This window comes from Rothia sp. QJM3NY_36, from assembly GCF_056173115.1.
In genome coordinates this window covers 2,210,606-2,236,213 of the sequence record NZ_CM149658.1, presented here as the reverse complement: position 1 = coordinate 2,236,213, position 25,608 = coordinate 2,210,606, and the positions used below count along the sequence as shown (strand labels likewise).

General features: G+C 72.0%; 20 protein-coding genes. 7 read left to right on the top strand and 13 right to left on the bottom strand.

All coding sequences use genetic code 11. The features are described from left to right. Positions 1 to 63: 63 nt before the first annotated feature. Complete coding sequence (locus tag AC0VXQ_RS09950; RefSeq protein WP_475528594.1) at positions 64 to 2,049, top strand: glycoside hydrolase family 15 protein; 1,986 nt, start codon at positions 64 to 66, stop codon at positions 2,047 to 2,049. Between the two features lie 132 nt (positions 2,050 to 2,181). Here AC0VXQ_RS09950 and AC0VXQ_RS09945 read toward each other — a convergent pair whose 3' ends face one another. The 4 genes from AC0VXQ_RS09945 to AC0VXQ_RS09930 are packed head-to-tail and all read right to left on the bottom strand — an operon-like array spanning position 2,182 to position 7,122. Then, on the bottom strand, positions 2,182 to 3,861 hold the full coding sequence (locus tag AC0VXQ_RS09945; protein WP_475528592.1) for a glycoside hydrolase family 13 protein: 1,680 nt from the start codon (positions 3,859 to 3,861) through the stop codon (positions 2,182 to 2,184). 46 nt (positions 3,862 to 3,907) lie between these two features. Beyond that, positions 3,908 to 4,840: a carbohydrate ABC transporter permease gene (locus AC0VXQ_RS09940; protein WP_081101478.1), complete on the bottom strand. Its 933-nt coding sequence runs from the start codon at positions 4,838 to 4,840 to the stop codon at positions 3,908 to 3,910. Continuing rightward, positions 4,841 to 5,812, bottom strand: coding sequence for a carbohydrate ABC transporter permease (locus AC0VXQ_RS09935; RefSeq protein ID WP_475528590.1), 972 nt, complete (start codon positions 5,810 to 5,812; stop codon positions 4,841 to 4,843). Positions 5,813 to 5,814: 2 nt separating this feature from the next. Continuing rightward, positions 5,815 to 7,122, bottom strand: a complete 1,308-nt coding sequence (locus AC0VXQ_RS09930; protein WP_242650431.1) for an ABC transporter substrate-binding protein — start codon at positions 7,120 to 7,122, stop codon at positions 5,815 to 5,817. Between the two features lie 139 nt (positions 7,123 to 7,261). Between AC0VXQ_RS09930 and AC0VXQ_RS09925 the strand changes: the two genes are divergently transcribed. Continuing rightward, on the top strand, positions 7,262 to 8,587 hold the full coding sequence (locus tag AC0VXQ_RS09925) for an ROK family transcriptional regulator (RefSeq protein WP_475528588.1): 1,326 nt from the start codon (positions 7,262 to 7,264) through the stop codon (positions 8,585 to 8,587). Positions 8,588 to 8,686: 99 nt separating this feature from the next. Here AC0VXQ_RS09925 and AC0VXQ_RS09920 read toward each other — a convergent pair whose 3' ends face one another. The 6 genes from AC0VXQ_RS09920 to AC0VXQ_RS09895 all read right to left on the bottom strand — a co-directional run bounded on the left by AC0VXQ_RS09920 (position 8,687) and on the right by AC0VXQ_RS09895 (position 17,738). Further along, entirely contained in the window at positions 8,687 to 9,901 is a 1,215-nt protein-coding gene (locus AC0VXQ_RS09920) for an ABC transporter ATP-binding protein (RefSeq protein WP_475528586.1), read from the bottom strand. A gap of 309 nt (positions 9,902 to 10,210) precedes the next feature. Continuing rightward, a complete protein-coding gene (locus tag AC0VXQ_RS09915) occupies positions 10,211 to 11,881 on the bottom strand; it encodes an ATP-binding cassette domain-containing protein (RefSeq protein ID WP_475528584.1) in 1,671 nt (556 codons plus the stop codon). Positions 11,882 to 12,272: 391 nt separating this feature from the next. Continuing rightward, on the bottom strand, positions 12,273 to 12,917 hold the full coding sequence (locus AC0VXQ_RS09910; protein ID WP_058743761.1) for a hypothetical protein: 645 nt from the start codon (positions 12,915 to 12,917) through the stop codon (positions 12,273 to 12,275). A 54-nt stretch (positions 12,918 to 12,971) separates the two neighbouring features. Beyond that, positions 12,972 to 14,615: a GMC oxidoreductase gene (locus tag AC0VXQ_RS09905; RefSeq protein WP_224799563.1), complete on the bottom strand. Its 1,644-nt coding sequence runs from the start codon at positions 14,613 to 14,615 to the stop codon at positions 12,972 to 12,974. 254 nt (positions 14,616 to 14,869) lie between these two features. Then, the gene (locus tag AC0VXQ_RS09900; RefSeq protein ID WP_318247398.1) at positions 14,870 to 16,231 is read right to left on the bottom strand and encodes a M48 family metallopeptidase; all 1,362 of its coding nucleotides are present in this window, start codon (positions 16,229 to 16,231) and stop codon (positions 14,870 to 14,872) included. 262 nt (positions 16,232 to 16,493) lie between these two features. Then, a complete protein-coding gene (locus tag AC0VXQ_RS09895; RefSeq protein WP_224799564.1) occupies positions 16,494 to 17,738 on the bottom strand; it encodes an acetate/propionate family kinase in 1,245 nt (414 codons plus the stop codon). Between the two features lie 140 nt (positions 17,739 to 17,878). Here AC0VXQ_RS09895 and AC0VXQ_RS09890 point away from each other — a divergent pair, with 140 nt between their 5' ends. Next, the gene (locus tag AC0VXQ_RS09890) at positions 17,879 to 18,238 is read left to right on the top strand and encodes a nuclear transport factor 2 family protein (RefSeq protein WP_224799565.1); all 360 of its coding nucleotides are present in this window, start codon (positions 17,879 to 17,881) and stop codon (positions 18,236 to 18,238) included. 90 nt (positions 18,239 to 18,328) lie between these two features. Here AC0VXQ_RS09890 and pta read toward each other — a convergent pair whose 3' ends face one another. Together pta and AC0VXQ_RS09880 are read right to left on the bottom strand one after the other, a co-directional pair. Next, entirely contained in the window at positions 18,329 to 20,437 is a 2,109-nt protein-coding gene (pta, locus tag AC0VXQ_RS09885; RefSeq protein WP_224799566.1) for a phosphate acetyltransferase, read from the bottom strand. A gap of 89 nt (positions 20,438 to 20,526) precedes the next feature. Continuing rightward, positions 20,527 to 21,294, bottom strand: a complete 768-nt coding sequence (locus AC0VXQ_RS09880; RefSeq protein ID WP_224799567.1) for a TetR/AcrR family transcriptional regulator — start codon at positions 21,292 to 21,294, stop codon at positions 20,527 to 20,529. 219 nt (positions 21,295 to 21,513) lie between these two features. On the opposite strand from AC0VXQ_RS09880, the gene AC0VXQ_RS09875 reads away from it, so the two are divergent. The 4 genes from AC0VXQ_RS09875 (at position 21,514) to AC0VXQ_RS09860 (ending at position 25,071) form a co-directional block, all read left to right on the top strand. Next, positions 21,514 to 22,938 (top strand): MFS transporter, encoded by a 1,425-nt coding sequence (locus tag AC0VXQ_RS09875; RefSeq protein ID WP_475529414.1) that lies wholly within the window; start codon positions 21,514 to 21,516, stop codon positions 22,936 to 22,938. Between the two features lie 47 nt (positions 22,939 to 22,985). Further along, positions 22,986 to 23,855 carry a spermidine synthase gene (locus tag AC0VXQ_RS09870; protein ID WP_196826101.1) on the top strand — a complete coding sequence of 290 codons (870 nt, stop codon included), beginning with the start codon at positions 22,986 to 22,988 and terminating at the stop codon, positions 23,853 to 23,855. Positions 23,856 to 24,049: 194 nt separating this feature from the next. Then, positions 24,050 to 24,403, top strand: a complete 354-nt coding sequence (locus AC0VXQ_RS09865) for a thiamine-binding protein (RefSeq protein WP_224799569.1) — start codon at positions 24,050 to 24,052, stop codon at positions 24,401 to 24,403. Further along, positions 24,400 to 25,071: a GNAT family N-acetyltransferase gene (locus AC0VXQ_RS09860; RefSeq protein WP_129357622.1), complete on the top strand. Its 672-nt coding sequence runs from the start codon at positions 24,400 to 24,402 to the stop codon at positions 25,069 to 25,071. The genes AC0VXQ_RS09865 and AC0VXQ_RS09860 overlap by 4 nt, the downstream gene beginning before the upstream one ends. 35 nt (positions 25,072 to 25,106) lie before the next feature. On the opposite strand, the gene AC0VXQ_RS09855 is transcribed toward AC0VXQ_RS09860, so the two are convergent. Then, complete coding sequence (locus AC0VXQ_RS09855; RefSeq protein ID WP_224799570.1) at positions 25,107 to 25,523, bottom strand: YchJ family protein; 417 nt, start codon at positions 25,521 to 25,523, stop codon at positions 25,107 to 25,109. Between the last annotated feature and the right edge of the window lie 85 nt (positions 25,524 to 25,608).

Below are 25,608 nucleotides of genomic sequence, written 5' to 3'. Positions count from 1 at the left end.
ATCTTCGCCCCGCCGCCACAGGAAAAGCACGCCTGCTGATCATCAGCCGATAGATTGGGGATCATGGCTTCACACATCGAGGACTACGCCCTGCTCTCGGACATGAGCACCGCGGCCCTGGTCTCCCGGGACGGCTCCGTGGACTGGTTCTGCACCCCCCGGTTCGACGCCGAGGCCGCCTTCGCCGCGCTGCTGGGCACCCCCGATCACGGCCGCTGGCTGCTGGCCCCCGCGGCCTCCGCCTTCGCCCCGGCCGCCGCGCAGGTCGCCCCCGGCGGCGCCGCCGGACAGGACGCCCCGCGCGCGGAGGTCGTGGAGCGCTTCTACGGGGAGAACTCCTTCGTCCTGCACACCGTGTGGACCACGGACACCGGCTCCGTGCGCGTCACGGACTTCATGCCCCTGAACGAGCGCACCGAGATCGTGCGCCGCGTGGAGGGGCTGATCGGCGAAGTCACGATGCACCAGGAGCTGCAGCTGCGCTTCAGCTACGGGCGCACCCACCCCTGGATGACCCGCTACGACGGCGCCCCGGACCCCGCCACGGGACTGCCGGACCCGGCCGAGGCGATGCTCGTGGCCATGGCCGGGCCCGATGCTCTCGTCTTCCGCGGGGACCCGGTCCCGGAGGAGGGGGACCGCTGCCACGCTGGGCAGTTCCAGATCGCCGCCGGGCAGATCCGGGACTTCACCCTCACCTACTTCCCCTCCCACCGCAACCCCCCGGCCCCGCTGGACGTCAACGACACCCTGCACCGCACCGTCGCGCACTGGTCCGAGTGGACCCAGCTGTGGGATGACTCCTCCGCCCCGGCCCCCGTGCCGACCACCACCGCGCCCCTGGCCACCACCACGATGCCCGTGCTGCCCGCGGACGGGGCCGCCTATCCCGGGACGGAGGAGGCCGAGCGGGACCCGCGGCTGCAGGACTACCGGGACGCCCGGCTGCGCTCGCTGCTGGTGATCCGCGCCCTGATGAACCGGGAGACCGGCGGGCTGATCGCCGCGCCCACCACCTCCCTGCCGGAGGTCCTCGGCGGACAGCGCAACTGGGACCACCGCTTCTGCTGGCTGCGCGACGTCGCCCAGGCGGTGGACGTGGCCGCGACCCACGGGCACGAGCGGGAGGCCGCCCAGCTGCGCAACTGGCTGCTGCGGGCCATCGCCAACGACCCCTCGGAGCTGCACAACGTGTACGGGGTGGCCGGGGAGTCCGATGAGCTGGAGCGCACCGTGGACTTCCTGCCCGGCTACGAGTCCTCCCGGCCGGTGCGCCGCGGCAACGGCGCGGCCGAGCAGCTGCAGGGGGACGCGATGGGTCAGCTCATGGTGACCTTCGAGCGCCTGCGTGGGCTGGGCTTCGCCGAGGATCACCTCTCCTGGCCGCTGCAGCAGGCGCTGCTGCGCGCCGCCGTCGCTCACGTGGGGGAGGAGGACCAGGGCATCTGGGAGATGCACGGGGGCACCCACGTGTACACCCACTCGCAGGTGATGCTGTGGGCCGCGCTCGACGCCGGGGTGCGGGCGGTGCGGGTGCACGGGCTGGCCGGGGACGACGCCGCGTGGGCGGGCGCCCGGGACCGGCTGGCCCAGCAGATCTGGGAGCACGGCTACGACGCCGAGCTGAACTCCTTCGTGCAGGTCTACGGCGGCACCGAGGTGGATTCCTCGCTGCTGAACATCGCCCAGGTGGGCTTCGTGGCCTTCGACGACCCGCGGATGCTGGGCACGGCCGAGCGGATCGAACAGGAGCTGGGCACCGAGGCCGGGCTGATCTACCGGTACCGCAACGCGGACGGGCTGGACGGTATCGAGGGCCAGGACAACCCGCACCTGGCCTCCTCGCTGTGGCTGGCCCAGCAGCACATCCGCTCCGGGCGCACCGAGCGGGGTCGGCTGATCCTGGACGCGGTGCTGGACCGGGCCAACGACGTCGGCCTGCTCAGCACCGAGTACAGCCTGCGCAGGTCCCGGATGACCGGCAACTTCCCGCAGTCCCTGGCGCACATCGCCCTGGTGGACGCCATCGACGCCCTGCTCGGCGCCTAGCCCGGCCCACCCGACAACCCACCCCAGCGCCCCGTCCTCAGCGCCGAGTCATCGATTCCTGCGGATTTTCGGCCGAAATCTCGTCGGAATCGATGACTCGGCGACGTCGGGGGAGGCGAGGGAGGGTGAGTCTCAGCGGCGCAGCCAGAGGGTGGCCTCGGCGGGGACGGTTCCCGACGACGACGCGGCGGAGCCCAGCACCACCTGGCCGGCCAGCGCCTCGGGCAGCCGCACCGGCTGGTCGGAGAAGTTGGTGACGCACACCCAGCCGCCGGGTCGGGCGAAGGCCAGCACCTGCGGGTCCCCGGTCTCGAGCCACTCCAGCTCCTCGGCCCCCTGCAGCTCGCGCCGGGCGGCCAGGGCCCGGCGGTACAGGGTGAGCGTCGAGTCCTCATCCTGTTCCTCCACGGACACCGCGTACCGGCCGAACCAGTCCGGCTGCGGCAGGTGGGTCCCGTCCGGGCCGAAGCCGAAGGAGGAGCCCTCCGGGGTCCAGGGCAGCGGCACCCGGCAGCCGTCCCGGCCCTTGTCCACCCCGGGGCTGCGGAAGAAGGTGGGGTCCTGGCGGTCCTCGTCGGGGATGTCCGCGACCTCGTGCAGGCCCAGCTCCTCGCCCTGGTACAGGTAGGCGCTGCCGGGCAGGGCCAGCTCGAACAGGGTCGCCGCCCGCGCCCGGTGCAGGCCCCGCTCGGCGTCCAGTTGCGGCTCGGTCCCGCCGGAGAGGATCCAGGCGACCCCGGTCTCCTTGTCCGTCCTGCCGGGCACCTCCGGCAGGCCGTAGCGGGTCGCGTGGCGCACGACGTCGTGGTTGGACAGCACCCAGGTGCTGGAGGATCCGGAGCGGGCGGCCAGATCGGTGTTGAAGGAGACGATGTCCTTGAAGCTGCGGGCGTCGAAGTGCGCGGAGAGCAGGTCGAAGTTGAAGGCCTGGCCCAGACCCTTCGGGCTGGCGTAGGCTGGGCGTCGGTCCGCCTCCACCCACGCCTCCGCCACGGCGGTGCGCGGCGGGTCGTAGGAGTCGAAGACCTTCCGCCACTCGGCGTAGATCTCGTGCACCTCGTCCCGGTCCCACAGCGGGTGGGTGCCGTCGATGGGCATCTCGTCCAGCTGCGCCTGGGTGGGCAGCCGATCCGGCAGATCCTTGGCCAGGCCGTGGGCGACGTCGATGCGGAAGCCGTCCACGCCCCGATCGGACCAGAAGCGCAGGGTGGTCAGGAAGTCCGCCCGCACCTCGGGGTTGTCCCAGTTCAGGTCCGGCTGCTCGGGGGCGAAGCTGTGCAGGTACCACTGCCCGTCGTCCACCCGGGTCCAGGCGGGCCCGCCGAAGATCGAGATCCAGTCCGCCGGCGGCTCGGCCCCGTCCGGGCCCTGCCCGTCCCGGAAGATGTACCGCTCGCGTGCGGGGGAGCCGGGCCCGGCGGCCAGGGCCTCCTGGAACCAGGCGTGCTGATCCGAGGTGTGGTTGGGCACGATGTCCACGATCAGGCGGATCCCCGCGGCGTGCAGGGCCTCGACCATCGCGTCGAAGTCCTCCAGGGTGCCGATCTTCGGGTCCACGTCCCGGTAGTCGGCGACGTCGTAGCCGCCGTCGGCCAGGTCCGAGGGGTAGAAGGGGCTCAGCCACACGGCATCGACCCCGAGCTCGCGCAGGTACGGCACGCGCTCGGTGATGCCGCGCAGGTCCCCGATGCCGTTGCCGTCCGCGTCGGCGAAGGAGCGGGGGTAGATCTGGTAGACGGCGGCCTGGCGCCACCACTGCGGGTCCGGGGAGAGGCCGACGGCGGGTGCGTTCTCGGTGCGCTCGGTGCTCATGCGGTGCGGGTGTCCTTTCGAGACGGGAAGCGGAAGGGGCGCGGGGCTACTTGACGGCGCCCTGGGTGAGACCGGCCATGACCCACTTCTGGGAGATCGCGTAGGCGATCACGGACGGGCCGATCGCCAGCAGGTAGGAGGCGAAGGCGATGTTGTAGTTGTTGCTGAACTGGGTCTGGAAGATCTTCTGCACCACGGGCAGGGTCTGCATGCTCGGGTCCGCGATGATCATCGAGGGCATCATGAAGTCGTTCCAGGAGGCCAGCAGGGTGAAGATCCCGACGGTCGCGGCCATCGGCATCATCAGCGGGAACATCAGGGTCCAGAAGATCCGCCAGGTGGAGGCCCCGTCCATCCGGGCGGACTCCTCCAGCTCCTCCGGCAGGGACCGGATGAACGCGGTGAACAGCAGCACGTTGAAGGACAGGCTGAACATGATGTGCAGGACGATCACGCCCACCGGGTTGGCCAGGTGCACGTACCCGGAGAGCTTGACCTGGGACAGGGCCAACACGGGGAAGGGCAGGAACATCGCGGCCAGCAGGTAGTAGCAGGAGATGCGGAAGAAGCGGCGGTTCCAGTTGCGGGAGATGGCGTAGGAGGCCATCGCGGAGAGCAGCACCGCCCCCACCGTGGAGAAGACGGTGATGGTCAGGGAGATCGCGAAGACCTTCGGGAAGTCGGTCAGCTCCCACGCCTCGCGGAAGCCCTCCAGGCTCCAGGGGGCGGGCAGCTTGAAGGCCTGGCCGAGCACGGCCTGGTCCGTGGTCTTGAAGGCCATGGACACGGCCACGAAGAACGGCAGGAGCACGGACAGGGAGCAGACCATGAGGATGATGGTCAGCGGCCAGTTGGTCCCGTGCGCCGAGCGGCGACGACGCCGGGTGGTGGGGGAGGCGGAGCCTGCGACGGCGTCGTGCGCGGTGCGCTCGGGGCCGCCGGGCAGCGGGGTGGCGGAGACGTTGGGATCGACGGACATCTAGAACTGGGTCCTTCCGCGGGAGACGCGCAGCTGGAACAGCGCGATGACCAGGGTGATGAGGAAGAAGATGGTCGAGTTGGCCATCTGGTAGGCGTAATCCCCGTTCTCGAAGCCGGAGAAGATCTGCATGGCCACGGAGCGGGTCGCGGTGCCGGGGCCGCCCCCGGTCAGGCCGACGATGATGTCGTAGGTGCTCAGGAAGTTCTTGAAGCCGAGGATCACGTTGACCAACACGTATCCGGAGATCATGGGCACGGTGATGCGGGTCAGCTGCTGGAACGGGGTGGCCCCGTCCAGGGAGGAGGCCTCGTAGACGTCACCCGGGATGGTCACCAGGGCGGCGATGTAGATGAGCATGGCCTGCGGGACCGCCTGCCAGGTGGTCACCAGCACGATGGAGATCCACGCCAGGTGCGGGTTGGCGAGGATGGACTCGCGCAGCGCGTCGATGCCGATGGCCTCGGCGGCGGCGGGGATGGTGTTGGAGAAGATGAACTGGAAGACGAAGGCGATGATGATCGCGGAGACCACCATGGGCAGCACGAAGATGGTGCGCAGGGTGGTGCGGAAGCGGATCCGGCTGGTGAGTCCGATGGCCAGCAGCAGCGCGATGATGTTCACCAGGATGACGGTGACCAGGGCGACGCCGATGGTGAAGCCGTAGGCCCCGAGCATCCCGGGATCGCTGAACAGCACGGCGTAGTTGGTCAGGCCCACGAACTCCCAGTCGCCGAAGCCGATGGAGTCGGTGAAGCTGTAGAAGATGCCCATCACGGCCGGCAGGGCGATGCACAGGCTGAACAGCACCAGCGCGGGGACGAGGAACCAGTAGTAGACCGGATCCACGCGGCGTCGGCGTCGCCGGGCCGGGGCCGGCGGGTGGGAGGCTGCATCCCGGTGGGGGGATGCTGCGGATCCGGCGGCGGGGGCGCCCGCCGCGCTCGGCTGGGCGTGACTCGGTGTCGTCATGGTCAGTCCTTGGCGGGTTGGCGTTCGGCGAGGCGGTGCCAGTCGCCGTCGAGCTTGCGGAGGGTCTCCTCGAGGTCCTGCCCCGTGAAGATGCCCTGCATGTAGTTCTCGAAGGGCACGGTCTTGGGCATGGACACCGAAGCGCCTTGGTAGAAGGCGGAGCGGTCCACGTACTTCTGCAGGTCCTGCAGGCGCGGGTCCGGGACGGGCGGGGAGTCATTGCGCACCCCGAAGCCCAGGTTCTGCTGGTTGTAGGCGTCAGCCACCTCGGGGGTGATGAGATAGCGCAGCAGGGTCCGGGCGGCCTCCGGCTGGTCGGACTTCTCCGGGATCCACAGGGCCAGGTCCAGGTTCACGCGCACCTTGCGGTCCGCGGGGTCCTCGGTCATGGGCAACGGGAAGATGCCGATGTCGGCCTGCGGGTTCACCGTGAGGATCTCGTTCAGGGCCCAGGGGCCCTGCAGGTACATCGCGGCCTGGCCGTTGGCGAAGGCGACGTTGCCGTCGCCGTACTTGCGGTTGGCGGCGTCGTCGTTGGCGTAGTCCATCAGCCGCAGCGCCTTGCTCAGCGGCTCCTTGAACACTCGGGTGAAGGAGATCTCCCGGTCCGGCCCGGAGTCCTTCCCCTGCGCGCGCAGCTTCTGGAAGAAGTCCCCGACGTCGATGGCCCCGCCGATGCTGTAGTCCGCGATGCCCTGGGAGACGGTCCAGGCGTCCGCGCTGGTGAGGTAGAACGGGGTGACCCCGGCGGACTTGAGCTTCTCGCAGACCTCCAGCAGCTGGGACCAGGTCTGCGGGACCTGCACCCCATGCTGGTCGAAGATCGCCTTGTTGTAGAACACGGCGGCGGCCATCATCGAGTAGGGGATGGTGCACACCCGCCCCGGGTAGGTGGGGTACTGGTCCACGAGCTGCTGGATGGAATCGGCGATGTTCGCCTCGGCCTGCAGATCGGAGAGGTCGGAGAGCTCCCCGCGCTCCTGGAAGCGGGCCATCTCGTAGTTGTAGTTCAGGCAGCCCAGGTCCGGCGGGTCGGCGCGGGCGAAGCCGCTGGAGAGGTTGGAGGCGCTGTCGTGGATCGCCTCGATCTTCCCGTCCTGCTGCTCGTTGAACGTCTTCAGCAGGTTCTTGAAGTAGGGGATGGCCTCGGGTTTGGACTGGTAGAAGCGCACCTGGGGGACGTCCGGGCCGCCGCAGGCGGACAGTCCCAGGGCCAGCGAGCCGAGGGCGGCCGCGCCGAGGAAGGAGCGGCGGGACAGCGGGCGGGGCCCGGGAGCCGTGGCGGAACGAGCCGGCGGCAGGTGGGGCACGGCGACCTCCTGGAAGGGCGGACGACGGGCCCGACGGCGCCGTCGCGGATGGGCTGTGGTGCGGCGCACAGCACCGCTTCGACTAAATATAGACCGTAAATATAATCGAGGCAACGACCTCGTGGAAGGATGGCGCCTCATGACGACCCCTGACCCGGCAGGCGGCAGCTCCGCCGCCCTGCTGCGCCGCCTCAACACCCGCACCGTCCTGGATGCGATGTGGGCGGGACGGCCGGCCACGGCCAGCGATCTGATGCGCCGCACGGGGCTGACCCGCGCCACCGTGCTGGCGGTGTGCCGGGAGCTGACCGAACAGGGCTGGCTGCGCCCCGCCCGGGACACCCGCGCCGCCGGCGCCGCCTACACCAAGGGCCGGCCCGCCCTGCGCTACGCCTTCGCCGCGGAGAAGGCGCTCGTGGTGGGGGTGGACGCCGGGCAGCACCGGATCGCCGCGCGCGTCACGGACCTGGCCGGGCGGGATCTCGGGCTCGCCGAGCGCGCCCAGGACCTCACCGTCCCCCAGCCCGGAGAGCCCCCGTGCCCGGCCGAGCGGATCGCGGCGGAGGCCGCCCGGCGCCGCGAGGAGGTGCGCGCCGTCGTGGACACGGCCCTGGGCATCGCCGGGGTCGAACCGGAGCGGGTGGGCTGCGTGGTCCTCGGGATCCCCGCCCCGGTGGATGCCGCCGGGCACTCCCCGGAGGGGGCCAACCAGTACTGGGAGCTGATGAACCCCGGACTGGCGGATCTGTTCGCCGAGCGCGGCTGGGTCTGCCGGGTGGAGAACGACGCCAACCTCGCCGCGCTGTCCGAGCTGACACTGGACCCGGCGCGCGCCGAGCAGAGCTTCGCCCTGCTGCTGGCGGGGGAGCGCTACGGGGCGGGCCTGGTGCTCGGGGGCGAGCTGCTGCGCCAGCGCCGCGGTGGTGCCGGGGAGCTGGCCGTGCTGGGGCTGGTCTCCGGCGTGGAGGGCACCGGAGCGGTGGGCCAGACCGTCCGGGAGGCCGCGGTGGCCGCGATCGCCGCCGCGCAGACCGCCGACACGGTGCGGGGCGATTCGGGGGGCACTGGGGCGGAGGAGGCCGGTCCGGCGGGCTCCGACGGGCGGGAGCGCCGTCGGACCGGGCTGACCCGGTGGGCCCCGGAGCAGGTGCGCGCGGAGAACGTCTTCCGCCTGGCCGAAGAGGGCGACGCCGTCGCCGTCGGGATCGTGGAGGACGCCCTGGACCGGCTGGCCCGGGTGTGCGCGGTGCTGGCGGGACCGCTGGACCTGGATGCGGTGGTGATCGGCGGCGGCATCGCCCCGGCCATCCGGCCCCGCCTGGAGTGGCTGCACGAGCGAGTCCAGCGCTACCTCCCCGCCCCGTGGCTGCGGCTGTCCACCTCGGCGGCCGGCGCCGACGCCGTGCGCATCGGCGCCTGCTGGGCCGGCATCGAGGCCGTGCGCGCGGCCGCCCTGGAAGACTGACCCTGCCCCCCGGGGGTGGGAGCACGCCCGCGTCGGAGGGCTGCGGGGAGGTGCCGCCGGGGTCCTGCTCTCCCGTGCCCGTGCCGGTGGGCGCGGTTGCTACTCCGCCCAGGGGGCGGCGTCGTCGGAGACGGCGGAGGTGTCCACCTGCGCCCGCTGGTCCTGCCCGGCCACCGCGGCGACGTCGATCGCGCCGGTCAGCGGCCCGGTGGGCTCCAGGTTCTCCTCGGTCTCCGGGTCGAAGAAGTGCGGGCGCCCGGTGGGGGCGATGAACAGGCGGTCGTAGCGGCGCACCGGGGTCCGCCCGTCCGTGCGCACGATGATCTGCGCGGGACGCTCGGTGTTGGGGCTCTTCATGCTCACCGGGGAGCGGCGCGGCAGGGAGGCATGGATGTAGGCGTCCGCCCCGAGCTCCTCCACCAGGTCCACGTGCACCTCGAAGCCCTCGCCCTCGGCGACGATCCCGAAGTCCTCCGGGCGCACCCCCACATCCACCGCGCCCTCGGCCCGGCCGGCGAGGCTGGTGGGACGGCGCAGCACGGCGTCGCCCAGGTGCACGCCGTCGGCCCGCAGCTGGCCCTGCAGGATGTTCATGGACGGGGAGCCGATGAACCCGGCGACGAACTCGTTGGCCGGGTGGTCGTAGAGGTTCGCGGGGGTGTCCACCTGCTGCAGCTTCCCGGCGCGCAGCACCGCGACCCGATCCCCCATGGTCATGGCCTCGGTCTGGTCGTGGGTCACGTACACGGTGGTCACCCCCAGCTGATCGGTCAGCTCGGAGATCTGGGTGCGGGTCTGCACGCGCAGCTTGGCGTCCAGGTTGGACAGCGGCTCATCCATCAGGAACACCTGCGGCTGACGCACGATCGCCCGGCCCATCGCCACCCGCTGGCGCTGCCCGCCGGAGAGGGCCTTGGGCTTGCGGTCCAGGTACTCGGTGAGGTCCAGCAGCTGGGCGGCCTCCTCCACGCGCTTGCCCCGCTTGTCCTTGGGCATCTTGGCGATCTTCAGCGGGAAGGCGATGTTCTCCCGCACGGACAGGTGGGGGTACAGGGCGTAGTTCTGGAAGACCATCGCGATGTCCCGCTCCTTGGAGGGCAGGTCCGTGGCGTCCTTCTGGCCGATGCGGATGCTGCCCTCGGTGACGTCCTCCAGCCCGGCGAGCATCCGCAGCACCGTGGACTTGCCGCAGCCGGAGGGGCCCACGAGCACCAGGAACTCGCCGTCGCGGATGTCCAGGTCCAGGTGGGAGACGGAGTCCCGATCCGCCCCGGGGTAGCGGCAGGTGACGTCGTCGAAGGAGATGGCGGCCATGGTGTCCTCATTTCTCGCGGCAGCGCGGGCGTCGTCGTCCGGGAGGCGGGCCGGGTGCGCGCGACGCTGCGGCACGGCCCGAACGAGTTTATTTAGAACCAGAATAAACTCCCGGGCCCGGATTGCATAGCCTGCGTCACAGGCGCGTCGCCCGTCCCGCGCCCAGCGCAGCGCCCCGCCCGCCCACCTCAGCGCCCCGCCCCCAGCGCCGAGTCATCGATTCCTGCGGATTTTCGGCCGAAAGCCGGCAGGAATCGATGACTCGGCGACGTCGGTGGGCGCGAGGGAGGCAAGGGGTGGCGGGAGGGGTCAGGGTCCGACGGCGTCCAGGTCCAGCGTGCGCTGGATGCCCACGCGGGTCGCGAGATCGTCGTCGTGGGTCACCAGCAGCAGCGCGCCCCGGTAGGTGCTCAGCGCGTCCACCAGCCAGTCCACGGTGGGCAGGTCCAGGGCGTTGGTGGGTTCATCCAGGATCAGCAGGCGCGGGGCCGGGGCGGCCAGCAGCTCCCGGGCCAGCGCGACCCGCAGCCGCTCCCCGCCGGAGAGGTCCCCGACCCGGGAGAAGACCTCCTCGCGCCGGAACAGCAGGGCCGCCAACCGATCCCGCAGCTGCTGCTCGGAGGCCCCGGGGTTCGACGCCGCCACGCAGGAGAGCACGGTGGCCTCCGGGTCCAGCAGGATCCGCTGCGGCAGGTGCCCCGTCTCCGGCACCCGGAAGCGCACCGTGTACGGACTCGGCGGGGCTTCGGCCGGGGGGACCTCGCCAGGGTGGGCGAGGATGCGGCGGATCAGCGTGGACTTCCCGGAGCCGTTGGCCCCGGCCAGGCGCACCCGCTCCGGTCCGGTGAGGATCACGTGCGCCAGCTCGGTGGGCAGAGGCTCCTCCCGCTGCGCGAGCTCGTCGGAGATCTGCAATTCCACGATCTTCGTCCCGGCCGCCACCGAGGTCTCCGGCAGCTCCAGGTGCACCCGGGGGCGGACCGCGAGCCCGGACTGCGCCTGTTCGAGGCGCTCGCGGGCGGCCTCCTCCCGCTCGGAGTGCACCCCGCGACGCCGGGCCGCCGTGCGCTGCGCCGCGCGCTTTTTGTTCCCGGCCGCCAGCGGGGCGTACCTGCCCTCGCGCTCAGCCCGAGCTCCGCGCCGGGCATCCCGGGCTTCCCGGGTCTGCAGGGCGATCCGCTCCCGACGCTGCCGGTCCAGCTCCGCCGCGGCCTCCCGCACCCGACGTCGGGCCGTGTTCTGCTCCGCGCTCGCGGTCTGCTCCCACACGGAGTACGGGCCCTCGACCTGCCGCAGGGTCGCGGCCACCGCCCGATGCCCTCGGGTGAACTGCGCGGGGACCAGCCCGGTGATCGTGTCGCATTCCTCCAGCAGGGTGCGGTCGTGGCTGACGACGAGCACTGGGATGCGCCCGCGCAGCTCCGCCAGCAGGGCGGCCAGCAGCTCGCGTCCCGCGGCATCCAGGCTGTTGGTGGGCTCATCCAGGATCAGCGCCTTCGGGCGGGCCAGGTGGATCCCCGCCAGGGCGACGCGCACGGCCTGGCCCCCGGAGAGCTCTCCGATGCGCCGGTGCGGGTCCAGCCCGGGCAGTCCGGCGCGGGCCAGGGCGCTCGCGATGCGCTCCTCGATGTCCCAGTCCTCGCCGATGCGCTCGTACAGGGCGGGGTCGGCGCTCCCGGCGATGACGGCCTCGAGGGCGTCGAGGGTCCCGGCCGCACCGAGCACCTCGGCCACCCGCGCCTCGGCGCGCACCCCCAGATCCTGGGGCATCACGTGGATGGGGGTTGGAGCCGAGACGGCGCCGACGGCAGGGGTGAGGTCTCCGGTGATGAGGCGGACCAGGGTGGTCTTCCCGGAGCCGTTGGGTCCGATGATCCCGTGCAGGCCGGGACCCCAGGCGGCGTCGGCGGCGGCGAGGCAGGGGGTGGAATCCGGCCAGGAGAAGGTCAGGTCGTGGATGGTGATGGCGGATGTGGGCATGGTGCGCTCCCTCGTCGGCAGATGCGGGTGCCGAGGGGCGCGGGGGCTCCGCGGCGCTTATCGGCTGAGAGGGAGCAGATCCACCGGGATTCCTGACGCAGGGGACACGGACGACCCCAGGGTAACATGCGTCACGGTTGAGGGGACAGGGTATGGCCCATGGCTGCCTTCCCCCGCATCCTCCTGATCCATGGAGCCTGGCACGATGCCGCAGCGCTCCGGGAGCGGATCGCCGACTCGGAGCGCCCCACTCTCCGCAGAGATCCCAGCGCCGAGTCATCGATTCCGACGAGTTTTCGGCCGAAAACCCGCAGGAATCGATGACTCGGCGACGCCGGGGGGAGGAGGGAGGTGGGGGGCGACGTCGCGGAGGGGAGAGAGGCTGCGCAGCTCAGGCGGTGAAGCCGGGGACCTGGCCGAGGCGTTCGGAGTTGTCGTCCCAGTCGCCTTCCTGCTCGTCCTGGACGAAGGCGACCACCAGCAGCTCGAAGGTCACGTTGGCGAAGGGGGAGCGCACCCAGTACTTCAGCGGGATCTCCGCGACGTCGCTGGGCTGCAGGGTGCCGGACCAGGACCAGTTCCACTTGGACCCCTCGCCTTTGGCGAAGACCGGGGTGGGGATCTCGGTGAGCGTGGCCTGCGGGGTCCCGGAGGCGAGTTTCACCTGGTTGCTGCCCAGCGGGATGTAGTCCGAGGCGTAGTCCTTCATCGCCGCCTCGAAGGTCCCCACCGGGTTCACGGCCGGCACGGAGCCCACGTTGGTCACCCGCACCATGGGCGGCAGGCTCGCCATCTGCGCGACGGTCCTCAGGTCCTGCTGGTAGACGGGCACCGTCATCTCCGGCTGCCAGGTGTCCATATCCACGGGCGGGTCCACGACGTCGATGGCCAGGTCCGTGGGCTGATCGGGCAGGACGCTCGCGGCGGCCGCCGGCGCCGCCGTCGCCACGACGACGGCGGGAGCGCCCCACGCGGCGCCCTTGAGCATCGCGCGGCGGGTGGGAGCGGGAAGATGCGGCCGGGAGGTGGATGACATGGGTTCCTCGATTCGGTGCGAGTCGGGTGCGGAGAGGTCCTCGTGCGGGGCGGATCAGGAGAAGCGGCCGGCCTCGAGCAGCCGGTCCATGGAGCGCATCGCCAGGGCGGTGATCGTGACGAACGGGTTGACGCCGATCTTTCCGGGGATCAGGGAGCCGTCCATCACGAACAGCCCCGGGGCGCCGCGGACCTCGCCCTGCTCGTCGGTGGCCTGGCCGAGCACCGCCCCGCCGAGCGGGTGGTAGGTGAAGTAGTCCGTGAACTGCTTGCCGCCCTCGAACAGATCCCCGCGGTACCGGGTGCCCGGATTCGCGGCGTTGATGCGGTCGAAGACCGCGCGCACCGCGGCCACGGAGGGCTGGGACATCTGCTGGGTCCAGCCGAGGCTCAGCCCGCGGGCGGGGTCCCACCCGAAGCGCGCCAGATTCGGGTTGTTGGTGATCGCCAGGTACACGTTCGAGTGGGTCTCCAGACCAGCCGGGAACGGCGCGATCTCCGCGAACACGGAGTTCTGGGAGCCGTCCCAGGCCCGGATGCCCAGGGCGGGGATGGTGGACTGCAGGGAGTCGGTGCGGGTGCCGAAGCCCAGCCAGCGGGCCAGCATGGTGTTGCCGTTGGGACCCCACCCGGCGCCGATGCCGTCGTTGCCGCGCAGACCGGCGACGCCGCCGTCGTGCTGTGCCTTCATCAGCAGCCGCGCGGTGCCCACGGAGCCGGCGGCGAGGATGACGCGGTCGTACACGCGGGTGCTGCGGGACAGGACGTTCCCGCTGAAGTCGATGGTCTTCAGCTCCAGCCGGTAGGCGCCGTCCTCCTGGCGGGTGATGCCGGTGACCTCCGTCAGCGAGGTGAGGTTGACCAGCCCGGTGTCCAGGGCCTTCTTGAGCAGGGTCCGGGTCAGGGACTTCTTGCCGTGGTTGTTCCCGTAGATCACCTCCTGGGCCAGGGCCGAGCGCTCGGCGCGCCGGTGGCCCTCGCGGCGCATGTGGTCCCAGTCGTAGACGTTGGGCACCGGCACGGTGCGGTACCCGGCCTTGGCCGCGTGGGAGGCGGCCACGCGGGCGAACTGGTAGTACGCGGCGGTGCCCACCAGGGCGGTCGCCGGGGCCTGCACGCCCAGGGCCCGGTTGGCCTCGGGGAAGTAGCGGGAGTACATCTGTGCGGCGTCGACCTGCGGCAGCACCTGCTCGAAGAACGCCCGATCCGGGGTCACGGCCATGCCGCCGTTGACGAGGGAGCCGCCGCCGACGCCGCGCCCTACGTACACCTTCATCTGCTCGAAGTGCTCGATGCCGAGCACCCCGGCGCCGGCGGCGACGTCGCGGTTGATCAGGTCGAAGCCGCCGAGGGTGCTGAAGGGCATGTCCGTGCGGGTCTCGAACCACACCGAGCGGGAGGTGGGCTTGGTCATCGAGGTGAAGGTGCGCCCGCCGTCCTTGGGGAAGGAGTCCCAGTCCACGCCCATCTCGATGAGGTCCACCGGGATGCCGCGGCGGGTCAGCCGGTCCGCGGCCACGGCCCCGCCGTATCCGGAGCCGATGACGGCCACCCGCCGGCCGGCGCGCTGTTCGGCGGCCCGGGCGGCGTCGGTGCGCTCTGCGGCGGAGGCGGGGAAGGTGAGGGCCAGGGCGCCGGCGGCGAGCGTGCCGCTGGTCAGGGCTGCGCGCAGGACGGCGCGGCGATCGTGCAGGGGCATGGGTGATCTCTGTCCTGGGAGTGCGAGTGATGCCGAGGCGCCGCGACGGGTGCGGCGCATCGCGGATCATCGTAGGGTCTGGGCGCGGTCCGGGTCCGCTCCCTGCACGGAACGGGTGACAGGATTCCCGCGCGGCGGCGTCGGCCGGTCGCTGCGGGGCGGGGTTTGTGTTCAGATGCGCCGTTCGTGCTGAGATGCTGCACGGCGGGGCGCATCTCAACACGAACGGCGCATCTCAGAACGGAACCCGCATCTCACCGGCGGGGGCCGCTTGCCTCGGGGCCGTCCGCTTCGGGATCCCCGTCGGAGGAACCCGCCCCGGCCGGGCCCGCCGGGGGCACGGGGCTGCGGCGCACCCCGGGGGCCACCCACAGGGTGTCCAGCAGATCCGGGACGGGGGCGTCGCGCCGCTCCACCGGCACCCAGCGGTGCGTGGCGTTGATGCCCCAGTGCTGGTTCTCCGGCGCGGGGTGGTAGGCGTCCGTGAAGCGCCCCGCCTGCAGCGGATCCGCCCAGGAGGCGGCCGGCTCGGCGGCCGGGACCATGCTCAGCGGCTCGCGCGGCGGGTTCTGCTTGGGCCGCCAGATCAGGCGCCCGGGGCGGGAGCGGTCTCGCAGGGCGTGGGCCCGCCAGGTGTTGGCCGGGTGGGTCATCCCCAGGTTCGCCAGCCACGTGAACAGGCCGCGCTCGTACACGGCGCGGTCCGCGAACTCGTCGAAGTTCACGTCCGCGTTGAGGTACTTGCCGGCCGCGAGGACCTTGATCTGCCCGCGTGCCCCCTGCGGGCAGAAGCGGTAGCCGAAGTTGTCCGCGGTGTACTCCTGGGCGCGGGAGAGGATGTTGCCCAGCACCGGGATCTGGTTGAACAGGGACAGTCCCAGCAGGCGGAAGTAGGAGACGTGACCGGCGGCGATGTGCCCGACCTCGTGCCCGATGATGAACCGCAGCGCCTCCGGGTCCCGCGCCGTCCCGCCGATCTCGAACAGGTCCGAGTACACGGCGATGAAGCGGCGGTGCCCGTGACCGGCGGCGAAGGCGTTGATCTGTCCGTTGCCCAGCATCACGTACGCGTCCGGCACCCGGCGCAGGCCCGCCGCCTCGGCGGCCTCCACGACCATCCGGTAGGCCTCCGGGAACTGGGTGGGGGTGATCCGCACCCCGCTCAGCCGGATCTGCGCGTACATCAGGGCGCGGGCGAGGAAGAACACGATCGGGGCGACGATCGCCAGCGCGATGATCTGCGCGGACAGGGACTGGGCGAAGCCGATCAGCTCGTACAGCGGCTCGCCGGGCTGCCCGCGGCGCATGATCCCGGCGATCTGCCGGCCGAAGACCAGGTTCACCAGCATCACGTACCAGGCGAACAGCCACCCCACCACGGTGATCACCACGCCGACGACGACCCACGGGATCTCCGCGGCGTGCCGGATCCTGCCCAGCAGCGGGCCGGCGAGCAGGGACTGGAAGCCGAACAGCTTCGGCGCCGGGAACGGGCTGGCCGGGTTCTGGCGGGCGTCCTCCGGGACCCAGCCGCCGGAGAGGTCATCCGGCAGGGGCTGGGGAGGGAAGGCGGCGGCCGCGGGTGTGGTGCCCGGCGCGCCGTAGGTCCGCCGCACGATCCCCGGGGGCGGGAAGCCCGGCCCGGTCCCGCCCGGGCCCCCGGGGCCTCCCTGTCCGCCGGGCCCGCCCGACGTCGGTCCGCCCGGGGCGCCTGCCCCGGCCCCGCCCGACGTCGGACCACCGGGTCCCCCGGGACCCCCCGCCCCGGATCCCTCCGGTCCTCGCGCTGCGCCGTCGGGCTGATCGGTCATGGCTGCCCCTTCCCCGCGATGGTGCGCCGCACAGGCGGCGGTGATCTCCGACTACTGTAGCCGGGTGCTACCGACGGGCGCCCCGCTGACGGCGCGCGACCACCAGGCCGGCCGTCGCCTCGGCGATCGCCCGCTCCTCGTCCGTGGGCACCACGAGCACCGTGATCGCCGAATCCTCCCCGGAGATCACCCGGGTCTCGGAGGAGCGGCGGGCGTTGGCGTGCTCGTCCAGCGTGATGCCCAGGGCGCCCAGGCGCTGCAGCACCAGCTCGCGGAAGTACGCGGAGTTCTCCCCGATCCCGGCGGTGAACACGAGGGTCTTCGCCCCGCCCACGGCCACGTGGTATCCGCCGATGTACAGGGCCAGGCGGTAGGCGGCCATGTCCAGGGCCAGCTGCGCGGACTCGTCGCCGTTGACCGCGCGGATGGACAGCTCCCGCATGTCGTTGGTCCCGCCGATGGCCTTCAGCCCGGACTCGCTGTTGAGCGTCCGGGCCATCTCCTCCGGGTCCATGCCCTGACGCTGCATCAGGGAGGTCAGCACGGAGGGGTCGACGTCGCCGGAGCGGGTGCCCATGACCAGCCCGGCCAGCGGGGTGTACCCCATCGAGGTGTCGATGGACTCCCCGCCGCGGATCGCGGTCACCGAGGCGCCGTTGCCCAGGTGGGCGATGATCCCGTCGAAGCTACTGCGCTCCACCCCCAGGTGCTCGCAGGCCTTCTGGGTGACGTAGTCGTGGCTGGTGCCGTGGAAGCCGTACTTGCGGATCCCGTGCATCCGGTAGAACTCATCCGGCAGGGCGTAGCGCCAGGCGTACTCCGGCATGGAGCGGTGGAAGGCGGTGTCGAACACGACCACCTGCGGCAGGTGCGGCCACTTGCGCTGGATCGCGCGGATGCCCATCGCGTTGGCGGGGTTGTGCAGCGGGGCCAGCGGGGCCAGGCGCTCGATCGCGCGCACGATCTCGTTATTGACGATCACCGGGGCGGAGAAGCGCTCCCCGCCGTGCACCACCCGGTGCCCGACGGCGTCGATCTCCCGACCGTCCAGCGCGGCGTCCAGCTCCTCGCTCATCTGGTCCAGGGCCTCAGCGTGGTCCTTCGCCCCGCCGGGCTCCCCGATGTTCTCGATCAGCCCCTTGGCCAGCACCTGATCCCCGTCCACGCCGAGGGTGGCCCGCTCCAGGGTGATCCGCTCGTTGATCGCGGGCATCGAGGAGGTGTACGGGTCCGTGTTCTCCTCGGAGGTGCTCACCTCCCGCACCTGGTACTTGATCGAAGAGGATCCGGAGTTGATGACCAGGACGAGCAAGGGGGCTCCTTCGCCGGGGACGTGCGGGAAATGTGACCCCCCGATCATCTCATCCGCGGCGGGGCTTAGCCTGGAGGAGCGCGCCGTCGGAAGGCGCGTCGCCGCAGCAGCGACGCCCCGCATCGAGGAGAGGAACACCCGTGAGCACCCTGGCAGAGCTGGCCCGCACCTACTACGACACCGTGGACACCGTCCCGGCCGACGTGCCCCCGCTGTTCGCCTCCGACGCCGTGTACAAGCGCCCCGGCTACCCGGCCTTCGAGGGCGCGGACGCGCTGGTGGCCTTCTACACCGGGGAGCGGATGATCGCCTCCGGGAAGCACGGCATCACCCACCTCATCCCCGACGAGGCCTCCCGCACCGTGTTCGTGGAGGGGGTGTTCACCGGGCGGCTGAAGGACGGCACCGAGGTGCGCGCGCCCTTCGCGGACGTCCTGGAGTTCGACGACGCCGGGCTGATCCGGCGCCGCCAGACCTACTTCGACGACACCCAGGTCTGAGCCCCCGCCCCAGCCGTCCCGCCCACCCCGACCCCATCCCCGGCCGGAGCCGTTCGGAGGCGGGGCGGGGCGAGCCCGCCGCCCCGGGGCTCAGTCCTGCTGCGCCTGGATCGCGGTGATCGCCACGGTGTTGACGATGTCGTCCACGGTGCAGCCGCGGGAGAGGTCGTTGACCGGCTTGCGCAGCCCCTGCAGCACCGGACCCACCGCGACCGCGCCGGAGGACTGCTGGACGGCCTTGTAGGTGTTGTTCCCGGTGTTCAGGTCCGGGAACACGAAGACCGTCGCCTGCCCGGCCACCGCGGAGTCCGGGAGCTTGGAGGCGGCGATCGAGGCGTTCGTGGCGGCGTCGTACTGGATCGGGCCCTCCACCGGGAAGTCCGGATCCGCGGAGCGCACCAGCTCGGTGGCCTCGCGCACCGTGTCCACGTCCTGCCCGGACCCGGAGCCGCCGGTGGAGTAGGAGAGCATCGCGACCCGGGGCTCGACGCCGAACTGCCGGGCGGTGGCCGCGGAGGCCCGGGCGATGTCCGCCAGCTGCGCCGCATCCGGGTTGGGGTTCACCGCGCAGTCCCCGTAGACCAGGGCGCGGTCCTCCAGGAGCATGAAGAACACGGAGGAGACGATCTTCACGCCCTCCTTGGTCTTCACGAACTCCAGGGCGGGGCGGATGGTGTTGGCGGTGGTGTGCGCGGCCCCGGAGACCATGCCGTCGGCGTCGCCGAGCTGGACCATCATGGTGCCGAAGTAGCTGCCGTCCAGCATCCGCTCCATCGCCTGCTCCTGGGTGACGCCCTTGTGGGCGCGCAGCCGCGCGTACTCCTGCGCGTAGGCCTCCCGCAGGGCGGAGGTGGACGGGTCGATCAGGCGCACCGCGCCGCGGGCCGGCTCCTCGTCGTCGCTGAGCTCCAGGGCCAGGCCTTCGTTCTGGGCCAGCTCCCGGATCTTCGCGGCCTCGCCCAGGATGATCAGATCGCAGAAGTCCCGGCGCACGATGATCTCCGCGGCGCGCAGCACCCGCACGTCCTCGCCCTCCGGCAGGACGATCCGACGCCGCTGGGCCCGGGCGGTCTCGATGAGGTTGTGCAGGAACCGCAGCGGGGTCATCGTCGCGGGGCGGGGCAGCTCCAGCCGGTGCAGCAGCTCCTGCTCGTCCACCGCGTTGGCCCATTCGCCCAGGGCCGCGGCGATCTTGCGCCGCTCCCCGGCGCGCAGGTCCCCCTGCACCCGGCCCACGGCCTGCGCGGCGGAGTAGGTGTCCTGGCCGGTGCGCAGCACGGGGAACGGGGCGGCGTCGATCAGCGCCTGGGTGGCCGTGCCGGTCAGGTGGTCCCCGGACAGCAGCACGCCGGCGGGGGCCGGGAAGCTCGGGGACAGGGCGGAGGCCAGGGTGGCCATGACGACGTCGGCCCGGTCCGCGGGGGTGATGATGAAGTCCCCGTCGCCCATCTGCTCCAGGAAGTTCCCGACCGTCATCGCCGCGACCTTCACCGCCTGGATGTCCCGGTCAGCGCCCGCGCGCAGATCCGTCTCGTCCAGGGCGAGCTGGCGGATCACGTCCGCGACGGTGGGCTGGGAGATCGCCGGGTTCTCCGGGATCACGTACACCTGCCCGCCGCGGCGTCCGGCCGGGGTGCGCTCGGCGACCTCGGCCACCCGCTCCGGGTCCACCCGGTTCACGACCACGCCGAGCAGGTCCGTCTTGGCTGAGCGCAGCTCCGAGCGGGTCACCTCCACGGAGTTGACGATGTCCTCCACGGATTCGGCCTGCGCCCCGCTGATCACCGCGAGCACGGAGCAGCCCATGGTCTTGGCCAGGCGGGCGTTGAGGTCGAACTCCGCGGTCGCGGCGTTGTGCGCGAGCAGATCCGTGCCGTCCACGATGACGACGTCGTAGTCCGGGGCCATCTCCGAGTAGATCGCCAGGCACGCGCTGGCCAGCTCATCCTGGGTTCCGGAGGCCAGGTACTCGCGGCACTGGGCCAGGGAGACCCCGCCGCGAGCGGCCGCGTCGTCCAGGTCGAAGGTCTCCTTCATCAGCCGGATCCGGGGGTCCTGGGCGGGGGTGTCCCCGAGGTGCACGGGCCGGAAGTAGCCGACGCGGTCCGCGCGGCGGATCAGGGAGTCGGCCAGGCCCAGGGCGATCAGGGTCTTGCCGGCTCGCGGGGTCATGGCGTCCAGGAAGATACCGGTGGTCATCGTCGTTCCTCGCGGTCTGTGGCGGATGGTGCGTCCACCCCCAGTTTAGGTGGGGGTCGGCGCGGGCTGGGCGAGCGCCGCGGGCTCGCTCACCCCCAGGTCTGGCGCTCGATGCCGCCCAGCAGCAGGCCCAGGCCGGCGATGTACTCGGTGCGGTCATCATGGCGGTGGAACTCCCCGAGCACGGAGTGCACGAAGGGGAACTGCTCGGTGCTGGTGTGCCCCCAGCGCTCCAGCTGCTCGCGGAACATCTGCTCGACGTCGGCGTCCTCCTCCTCGCTCTGGCGCTGGGAGATCTCCGCGCCCATGCCGGAGGCGTAGTTGGTCACCGCCAGGGAGGCGTGGAACTGCTGGGCGGTGCTCAGCTCCATGCGCTGCAGGATCCGGCCCGTGCGCTCCCAGGTGCGCAGCGCGTGCTCCTCGTCGGGGCCGGCGTGGATCAGCTGCTCGGCCAGCCAGCGGTGCTCCAGCATCTGGGTGAACAGGCACAGGGAGAGTCGGCGCAGGTCCCCCAGGGCCTCGGCCGTGCCCGGGCTGGTGCGGGGGTCCGGGGCGGGAGCGGGGAAGCCCTCGAAGGAGGCCGGGGCACTGCGGCCTGCTGCGGCCAGCCGCTCGTCCTCGGCCAGGGCCCGACCCAGCACCTCGTCGGCCACCATCGCCATCAGCTCGTCCTTGCCGGAGGCGTACCAGTAGAGGCTGGCCACCCCGCTGTCCAGGCTCGCGGCCAGGGCCCGCAGGGTCAGCTTCTCCGCGCCCTCGCGGTCCAGGAAGCCGATCGCGGCGTCCACGATGGCCTCCACGGAGAGGGTGGCGCGGCGTCGGGCGGGGCGGCGGGAGGCGCGGGACTCGGGGGTCATGGCCCCGAGGCTACGCACGGGCTTGCGCAGGATCAAACATCGTTCTAGGCTCGAACGCAGTTCGATTGATCGAACGGCGTTCTATCCTCGAGCGTCGTTCGATCCTCACGGAGAGGCTTTCACCATGACCACCCTGACCACCGAGACCCCGGAGGTCTCCGCCGACGCCGCCCGCGGCGACGTCGCCGCCCACCGCGGCGGGCGCCACCTTCCCCGCCGATCCGCCCCCCCCGATCCCTGCGGGCGGCCTGGCCCGCGCTGCTGGGGCTGTGCCTGGCGATGCTCGTGGAGATGGTGGACAACTCCATCCTCAACGTGGCTCTGCCCACCATCGGCCGGGATCTGCACGCCAGCCCCACGGACCTGCAGTGGATCGTCGGGGCCTTCTCCCTGACCTTCGGGGGCCTGCTCATGGTCGGCGGCACCATCGGGGACAAGCTCGGGCGCCGTCGCACCCTGCTCACCGGCCTCGCCCTGTTCGGTCTGGCCGGGCTGGCGGTGCTGCTGGTGCACACCCCGGGGCAGCTGATCGCGGTGCGCGCCCTGTCCGGGGCCTTCGCCGCGCTCATGGCGCCGATCACCATGTCCCTGATCTTCCGCCTGTTCGACGACGATCTCCTGCGCGGCAAGGCCATCGGCCTGATCATGATGGTCTCCATGATCGGCTTCGCCGTGGGCCCCACCCTGGCCGGTCTGGCCGTGGAGCACCTGCCCTGGCAGGCCCTGCTGGTCCTCAACGCCCCGGCCGCCCTGCTCGCCTGGATCGGCGTGCGCTTCGGGGTCTCCGCCGACCGCGCCGAGGACCTGCGCCGCGGCGGGGTGGACGTCCCCGGCGGCCTGCTCTCCGTCGGAGCGCTGGGACTGACCCTCTACACCTTCACCGCCGGCACCGAATGGGGCTGGTCCGATGCCTGCACGCTGCTGATCCTCGTCGGCGGTCTGGCCTGCCTGCTGGGCTTTCTCCGGCGGGAGCGCACCGCCACGGACCCGATGCTGGATCTGAGGCTGCTGGGTCTGCGCACCGTGCGCGGCTCCGCGATCCTGCAGACCTCCGTGATGATCGCGATGGTCGGCGTCATGTTCGTCTCGACCCAGCTGTACCAGTATGCCTGGGGCTGGTCCGCGTTCCGGGCCGGGTTGGCCAACCTGCCCTTCGTGGTCGGCATGCTGGCCGTGAGCCCGCTGGTGGACGGGCTGGTCGCCCGGATCGGACACCGCCGCACCAGCCTCATCGGGCTGGTGTGCGTGCTGGTGGCCCTGGTGATCTGGATCGAGGCGCTGACCCGCGGCTACCTGTGGTGCGCCGTCGGCATGCTGATCATGACCGCCGGGATGCGGATCATCATGACCACGGGCGCGGTGGCCCTGGTGGGGGCCCTGCCGGAATCCCACACCTCCATCGGCTCCGCCCTGAACGACACGGCCCAGGAGCTGGGCAACGCCGTGGGCGTGGCGATCGTCGGCACCGTCATGGCCGCGGTGGTGGGCAGCAGCCTCCCGCAAGGCGCCTGGGACGCGGCGATGGTGGACGGCTTCGTGCACTCCCAGCAGATCTCCTTCGCGATCCTCGCCGGGATCGTGCTGGTCATGGGGTGCATCGGGGTGCGGACCCTCACGGACTCCACCCAGACCGAGGAGCACTGACCCGGCCGGCGCATCAGGCCGACGGCGGCGTCGTAGGGTGGGGTGCCATGGGCAGGAAGCGCGGCGCACGGCAGGAGCACACCCCGGAGACGACGTCGGCCGGGCCCGTGCCCGGGGAGCACCCCATCGACACCGGCACCGCCGAGCTCGTGCCGGATCGCTTCCACCCGGACGCCTGGCTGCTGCTGGTCAACGGCGTGCAGTCCAGCCACGTGATCCTCGGGCAGCCCCGGGAGCTGGCCTTCGAGTACATGCGGTGGATCGCGGCCTTCCTCGAGCTGTTCGTCCCCGCCCACCTGGACCCCGAGCGGCTGCGGGCGACCCACCTGGGCGGCGCGGGCTGCTCCCTGGCCCGCTGGACGGCCGCGACCTGGCCGCGCAGCCGCAGCACCGTCGTCGAGCTGGATGCCCGGCTCGCCGCGCTGGTGCGCGAGTGGTTCGACGTGCCCCGCGCTCCCACCGTGCGGATCCGGGTGGGGGAGGCCCGGCAGGTCACCGAGGGCTTCGCACAGGCCAGCCGGGACGTGATCATCCGGGACGTGTTCGCCGGGGCCGTGACCCCGCGGCCGCTGACCACCGCGGAGTTCTTCGCCCACGCTCACCGTTCCCTCGCCCCGGGCGGGCTGTACGTCGCCAACTGCGGGGATGACCGGCGGATGCTCGGGGTGCGGGAGGAGATCGCCGGCCTGGCCGAGGTGTTCGGGCACGTCGCGGTGATCGCGGATCCGCCGATGCTCAAGGGGCGCCGCTACGGCAACGTCATCCTGCTCGCCTCGGACGCTCCGCTGCCGGTCGAGGGCTCCGATGACGCCGCCCGCCTGGCCAGGCAGCTGCTCGGCGGGGCGGTGCCCGCCCAGTACCGGGACGAGGCGTGGACCCGCCGCTTCGCCGCCGGCGCGTCACCGCGCCGGGACTGAGTCCCCCGTCGGGCGCCCGGTAGTCTCAGGAAGACGCTTGATGAGAAGATCGACGCACCGGCGTCTCAATAAGCTCAGCCGCGCGTCGGACCGTTCCCCTCGTGGCGCAGGCCCTGGATGACTTCGCCCGTCGGGCGGGTCGCCGACCGTGAGTCCCCCTCCCCACGGGGTGGGAAAAGTGGCAGGCTGGGATCATGCTGGTTGCCTTCTCCCTGGTCCCCTCCGGCGGCGAGTCCCCGGACGCCTCCGTGCACGACGCTGTCGCGGCCGCCGTCACCGTGGTCCGCGACTCCCGTCTGCCGCACCGCACCGACGCCATGTTCACCACCATCGAAGGCGAATGGGATGAGTGCATGGACGTCGTCAAGCGCGCCGCCGAGGCCGTCGGCGAGTACGGCACGCGGGTCTCCCTCGTGCTCAAGGCGGACATCCGCCCCGGGTACACCGGGGAGCTCACCGGCAAGATCGAGCGGCTCGAGCGGGCCGTGCAGCGCCGCGCCCTGGAGAGCGGGCAGGGCGGGAAGGACGCCGGGACGGGCGCCGCGTGAGCGGGTGGTTCGTCGGCGACGGCGAATTCCGCATCGCCCCGGTGGATGCCGGCCCCGGCTCCGCGGATCCGCAGACCTTCACCCGCCTGCATCTACAGTGCCTTGAGACCGCCTACGCGCGGATCATCGACGAGGACTTCGGGCGGCGCATCCGCGCCGAGGCGGAGAGCGTCGCCGCCGAGGATCGGGAGAATCTCGCCGCGCCCGCAACCCGCGCGGTGATCGCCTGGGCCAATCCCGGCTTCGGGCAGAGCAACGAGTTCGGCTGCTGCTCGATCGGGGCGGACCCGGACCTGTGGTTCCGCCCCGTCGGGTTGGCGCTGAGCACGGACGGGCCTCAGTCGTGGGAGGCGAAGGCGGGCGCTGAGCCCCTGCCCGGCGTCGCTGGGAAGCCGCCGCGCACCCTGGTGACCCTGTACGTGCTGCCCGAGGCGCAGGGCCGCGGGCTCGGCGGGCACCTGCTGGACGCCGTCCTGGGCGCCGAGGAGCCGGCGTACCTGTGGATCATCAACGGCAACGACGGCGCCGAGCGCTTCTACGCCCGCCGCGGCTTCCGCTCCCTCGGGGAGGCCTACCCCGGGGGCGGGGCGTGGGAGCCGGCCACCACCGGGCGGATGGCGCGCGGGCTGACCCGCCCCGATGATCGGGCGCGATCCGGCCGGGACTGATCCGGCCCAGCTCTGTCCGGCCCGGCCCGGACCGGTCAGCGTCGGGCGGGCGCCTCGTCCAGGTAGTACCAGCGTCCGTCCTCACGCAGAAACCGGCTGTCCTCCTCCTGCACCCCGCGACGCCGATGCTCGCCCGGGATGCCGGGGACGGAGCGCCAGTGCGCGGCGAAGCGCACGCGGGCGGCGTCGTCGAACGGACCTCCGGAGGTCTGCAGGATCTCCAGGCGCTGCCACCGGATCTGCGGGTCCAGCTCCAATGAGGCCGGCCGGGTGCTCGGGTGCCAGGTGGCCAGCAGGTAGTCCGCCAGCCCCAGGGCGAAGGCCGTGAAGCGGGAGCGCATCAGCGCCTCCGCCGTGGGGGCGGGGGCGCCCCGGTGATGCCGGGCGCAGCAGGCGCCGTAGGTCTCGCCGGTGCCGCAGGGGCAGCGGGCGTCGTCATCCAGCGTGGGCATGGAAACCAGGATAGGCGGCGTCGGGGGAAGTCCGAGGTGCGGCACAGGAGAACCCCAGGGTCGGTGCGTACGGTGGGAACCACCT

What these genes read in the sequence shown, in the direction of transcription:
- AC0VXQ_RS09880 (WP_224799567.1), bottom strand. Translation starts at nt 21,294, where the DNA reads ATGACCCCCGAGTCCCGCGCCTCCCGCCGCCCCGCCCGACGCCGCGCC.
- AC0VXQ_RS09905 (WP_224799563.1), bottom strand. Translation starts at nt 14,615, where the DNA reads ATGCCCCTGCACGATCGCCGCGCCGTCCTGCGCGCAGCCCTGACCAGC.
- AC0VXQ_RS09870 (WP_196826101.1), top strand. Translation starts at nt 22,986, where the DNA reads ATGGGCAGGAAGCGCGGCGCACGGCAGGAGCACACCCCGGAGACGACG.
- AC0VXQ_RS09950 (WP_475528594.1), top strand. Translation starts at nt 64, where the DNA reads ATGGCTTCACACATCGAGGACTACGCCCTGCTCTCGGACATGAGCACC.
- pta (WP_224799566.1), bottom strand. Translation starts at nt 20,437, where the DNA reads ATGACCACCGGTATCTTCCTGGACGCCATGACCCCGCGAGCCGGCAAG.
- AC0VXQ_RS09855 (WP_224799570.1), bottom strand. Translation starts at nt 25,523, where the DNA reads ATGCCCACGCTGGATGACGACGCCCGCTGCCCCTGCGGCACCGGCGAG.
- AC0VXQ_RS09865 (WP_224799569.1), top strand. Translation starts at nt 24,050, where the DNA reads ATGCTGGTTGCCTTCTCCCTGGTCCCCTCCGGCGGCGAGTCCCCGGAC.
- AC0VXQ_RS09925 (WP_475528588.1), top strand. Translation starts at nt 7,262, where the DNA reads ATGACGACCCCTGACCCGGCAGGCGGCAGCTCCGCCGCCCTGCTGCGC.
- AC0VXQ_RS09945 (WP_475528592.1), bottom strand. Translation starts at nt 3,861, where the DNA reads ATGAGCACCGAGCGCACCGAGAACGCACCCGCCGTCGGCCTCTCCCCG.
- AC0VXQ_RS09915 (WP_475528584.1), bottom strand. Translation starts at nt 11,881, where the DNA reads ATGCCCACATCCGCCATCACCATCCACGACCTGACCTTCTCCTGGCCG.
- AC0VXQ_RS09940 (WP_081101478.1), bottom strand. Translation starts at nt 4,840, where the DNA reads ATGTCCGTCGATCCCAACGTCTCCGCCACCCCGCTGCCCGGCGGCCCC.
- AC0VXQ_RS09935 (WP_475528590.1), bottom strand. Translation starts at nt 5,812, where the DNA reads ATGACGACACCGAGTCACGCCCAGCCGAGCGCGGCGGGCGCCCCCGCC.
- AC0VXQ_RS09920 (WP_475528586.1), bottom strand. Translation starts at nt 9,901, where the DNA reads ATGGCCGCCATCTCCTTCGACGACGTCACCTGCCGCTACCCCGGGGCG.
- AC0VXQ_RS09910 (WP_058743761.1), bottom strand. Translation starts at nt 12,917, where the DNA reads ATGTCATCCACCTCCCGGCCGCATCTTCCCGCTCCCACCCGCCGCGCG.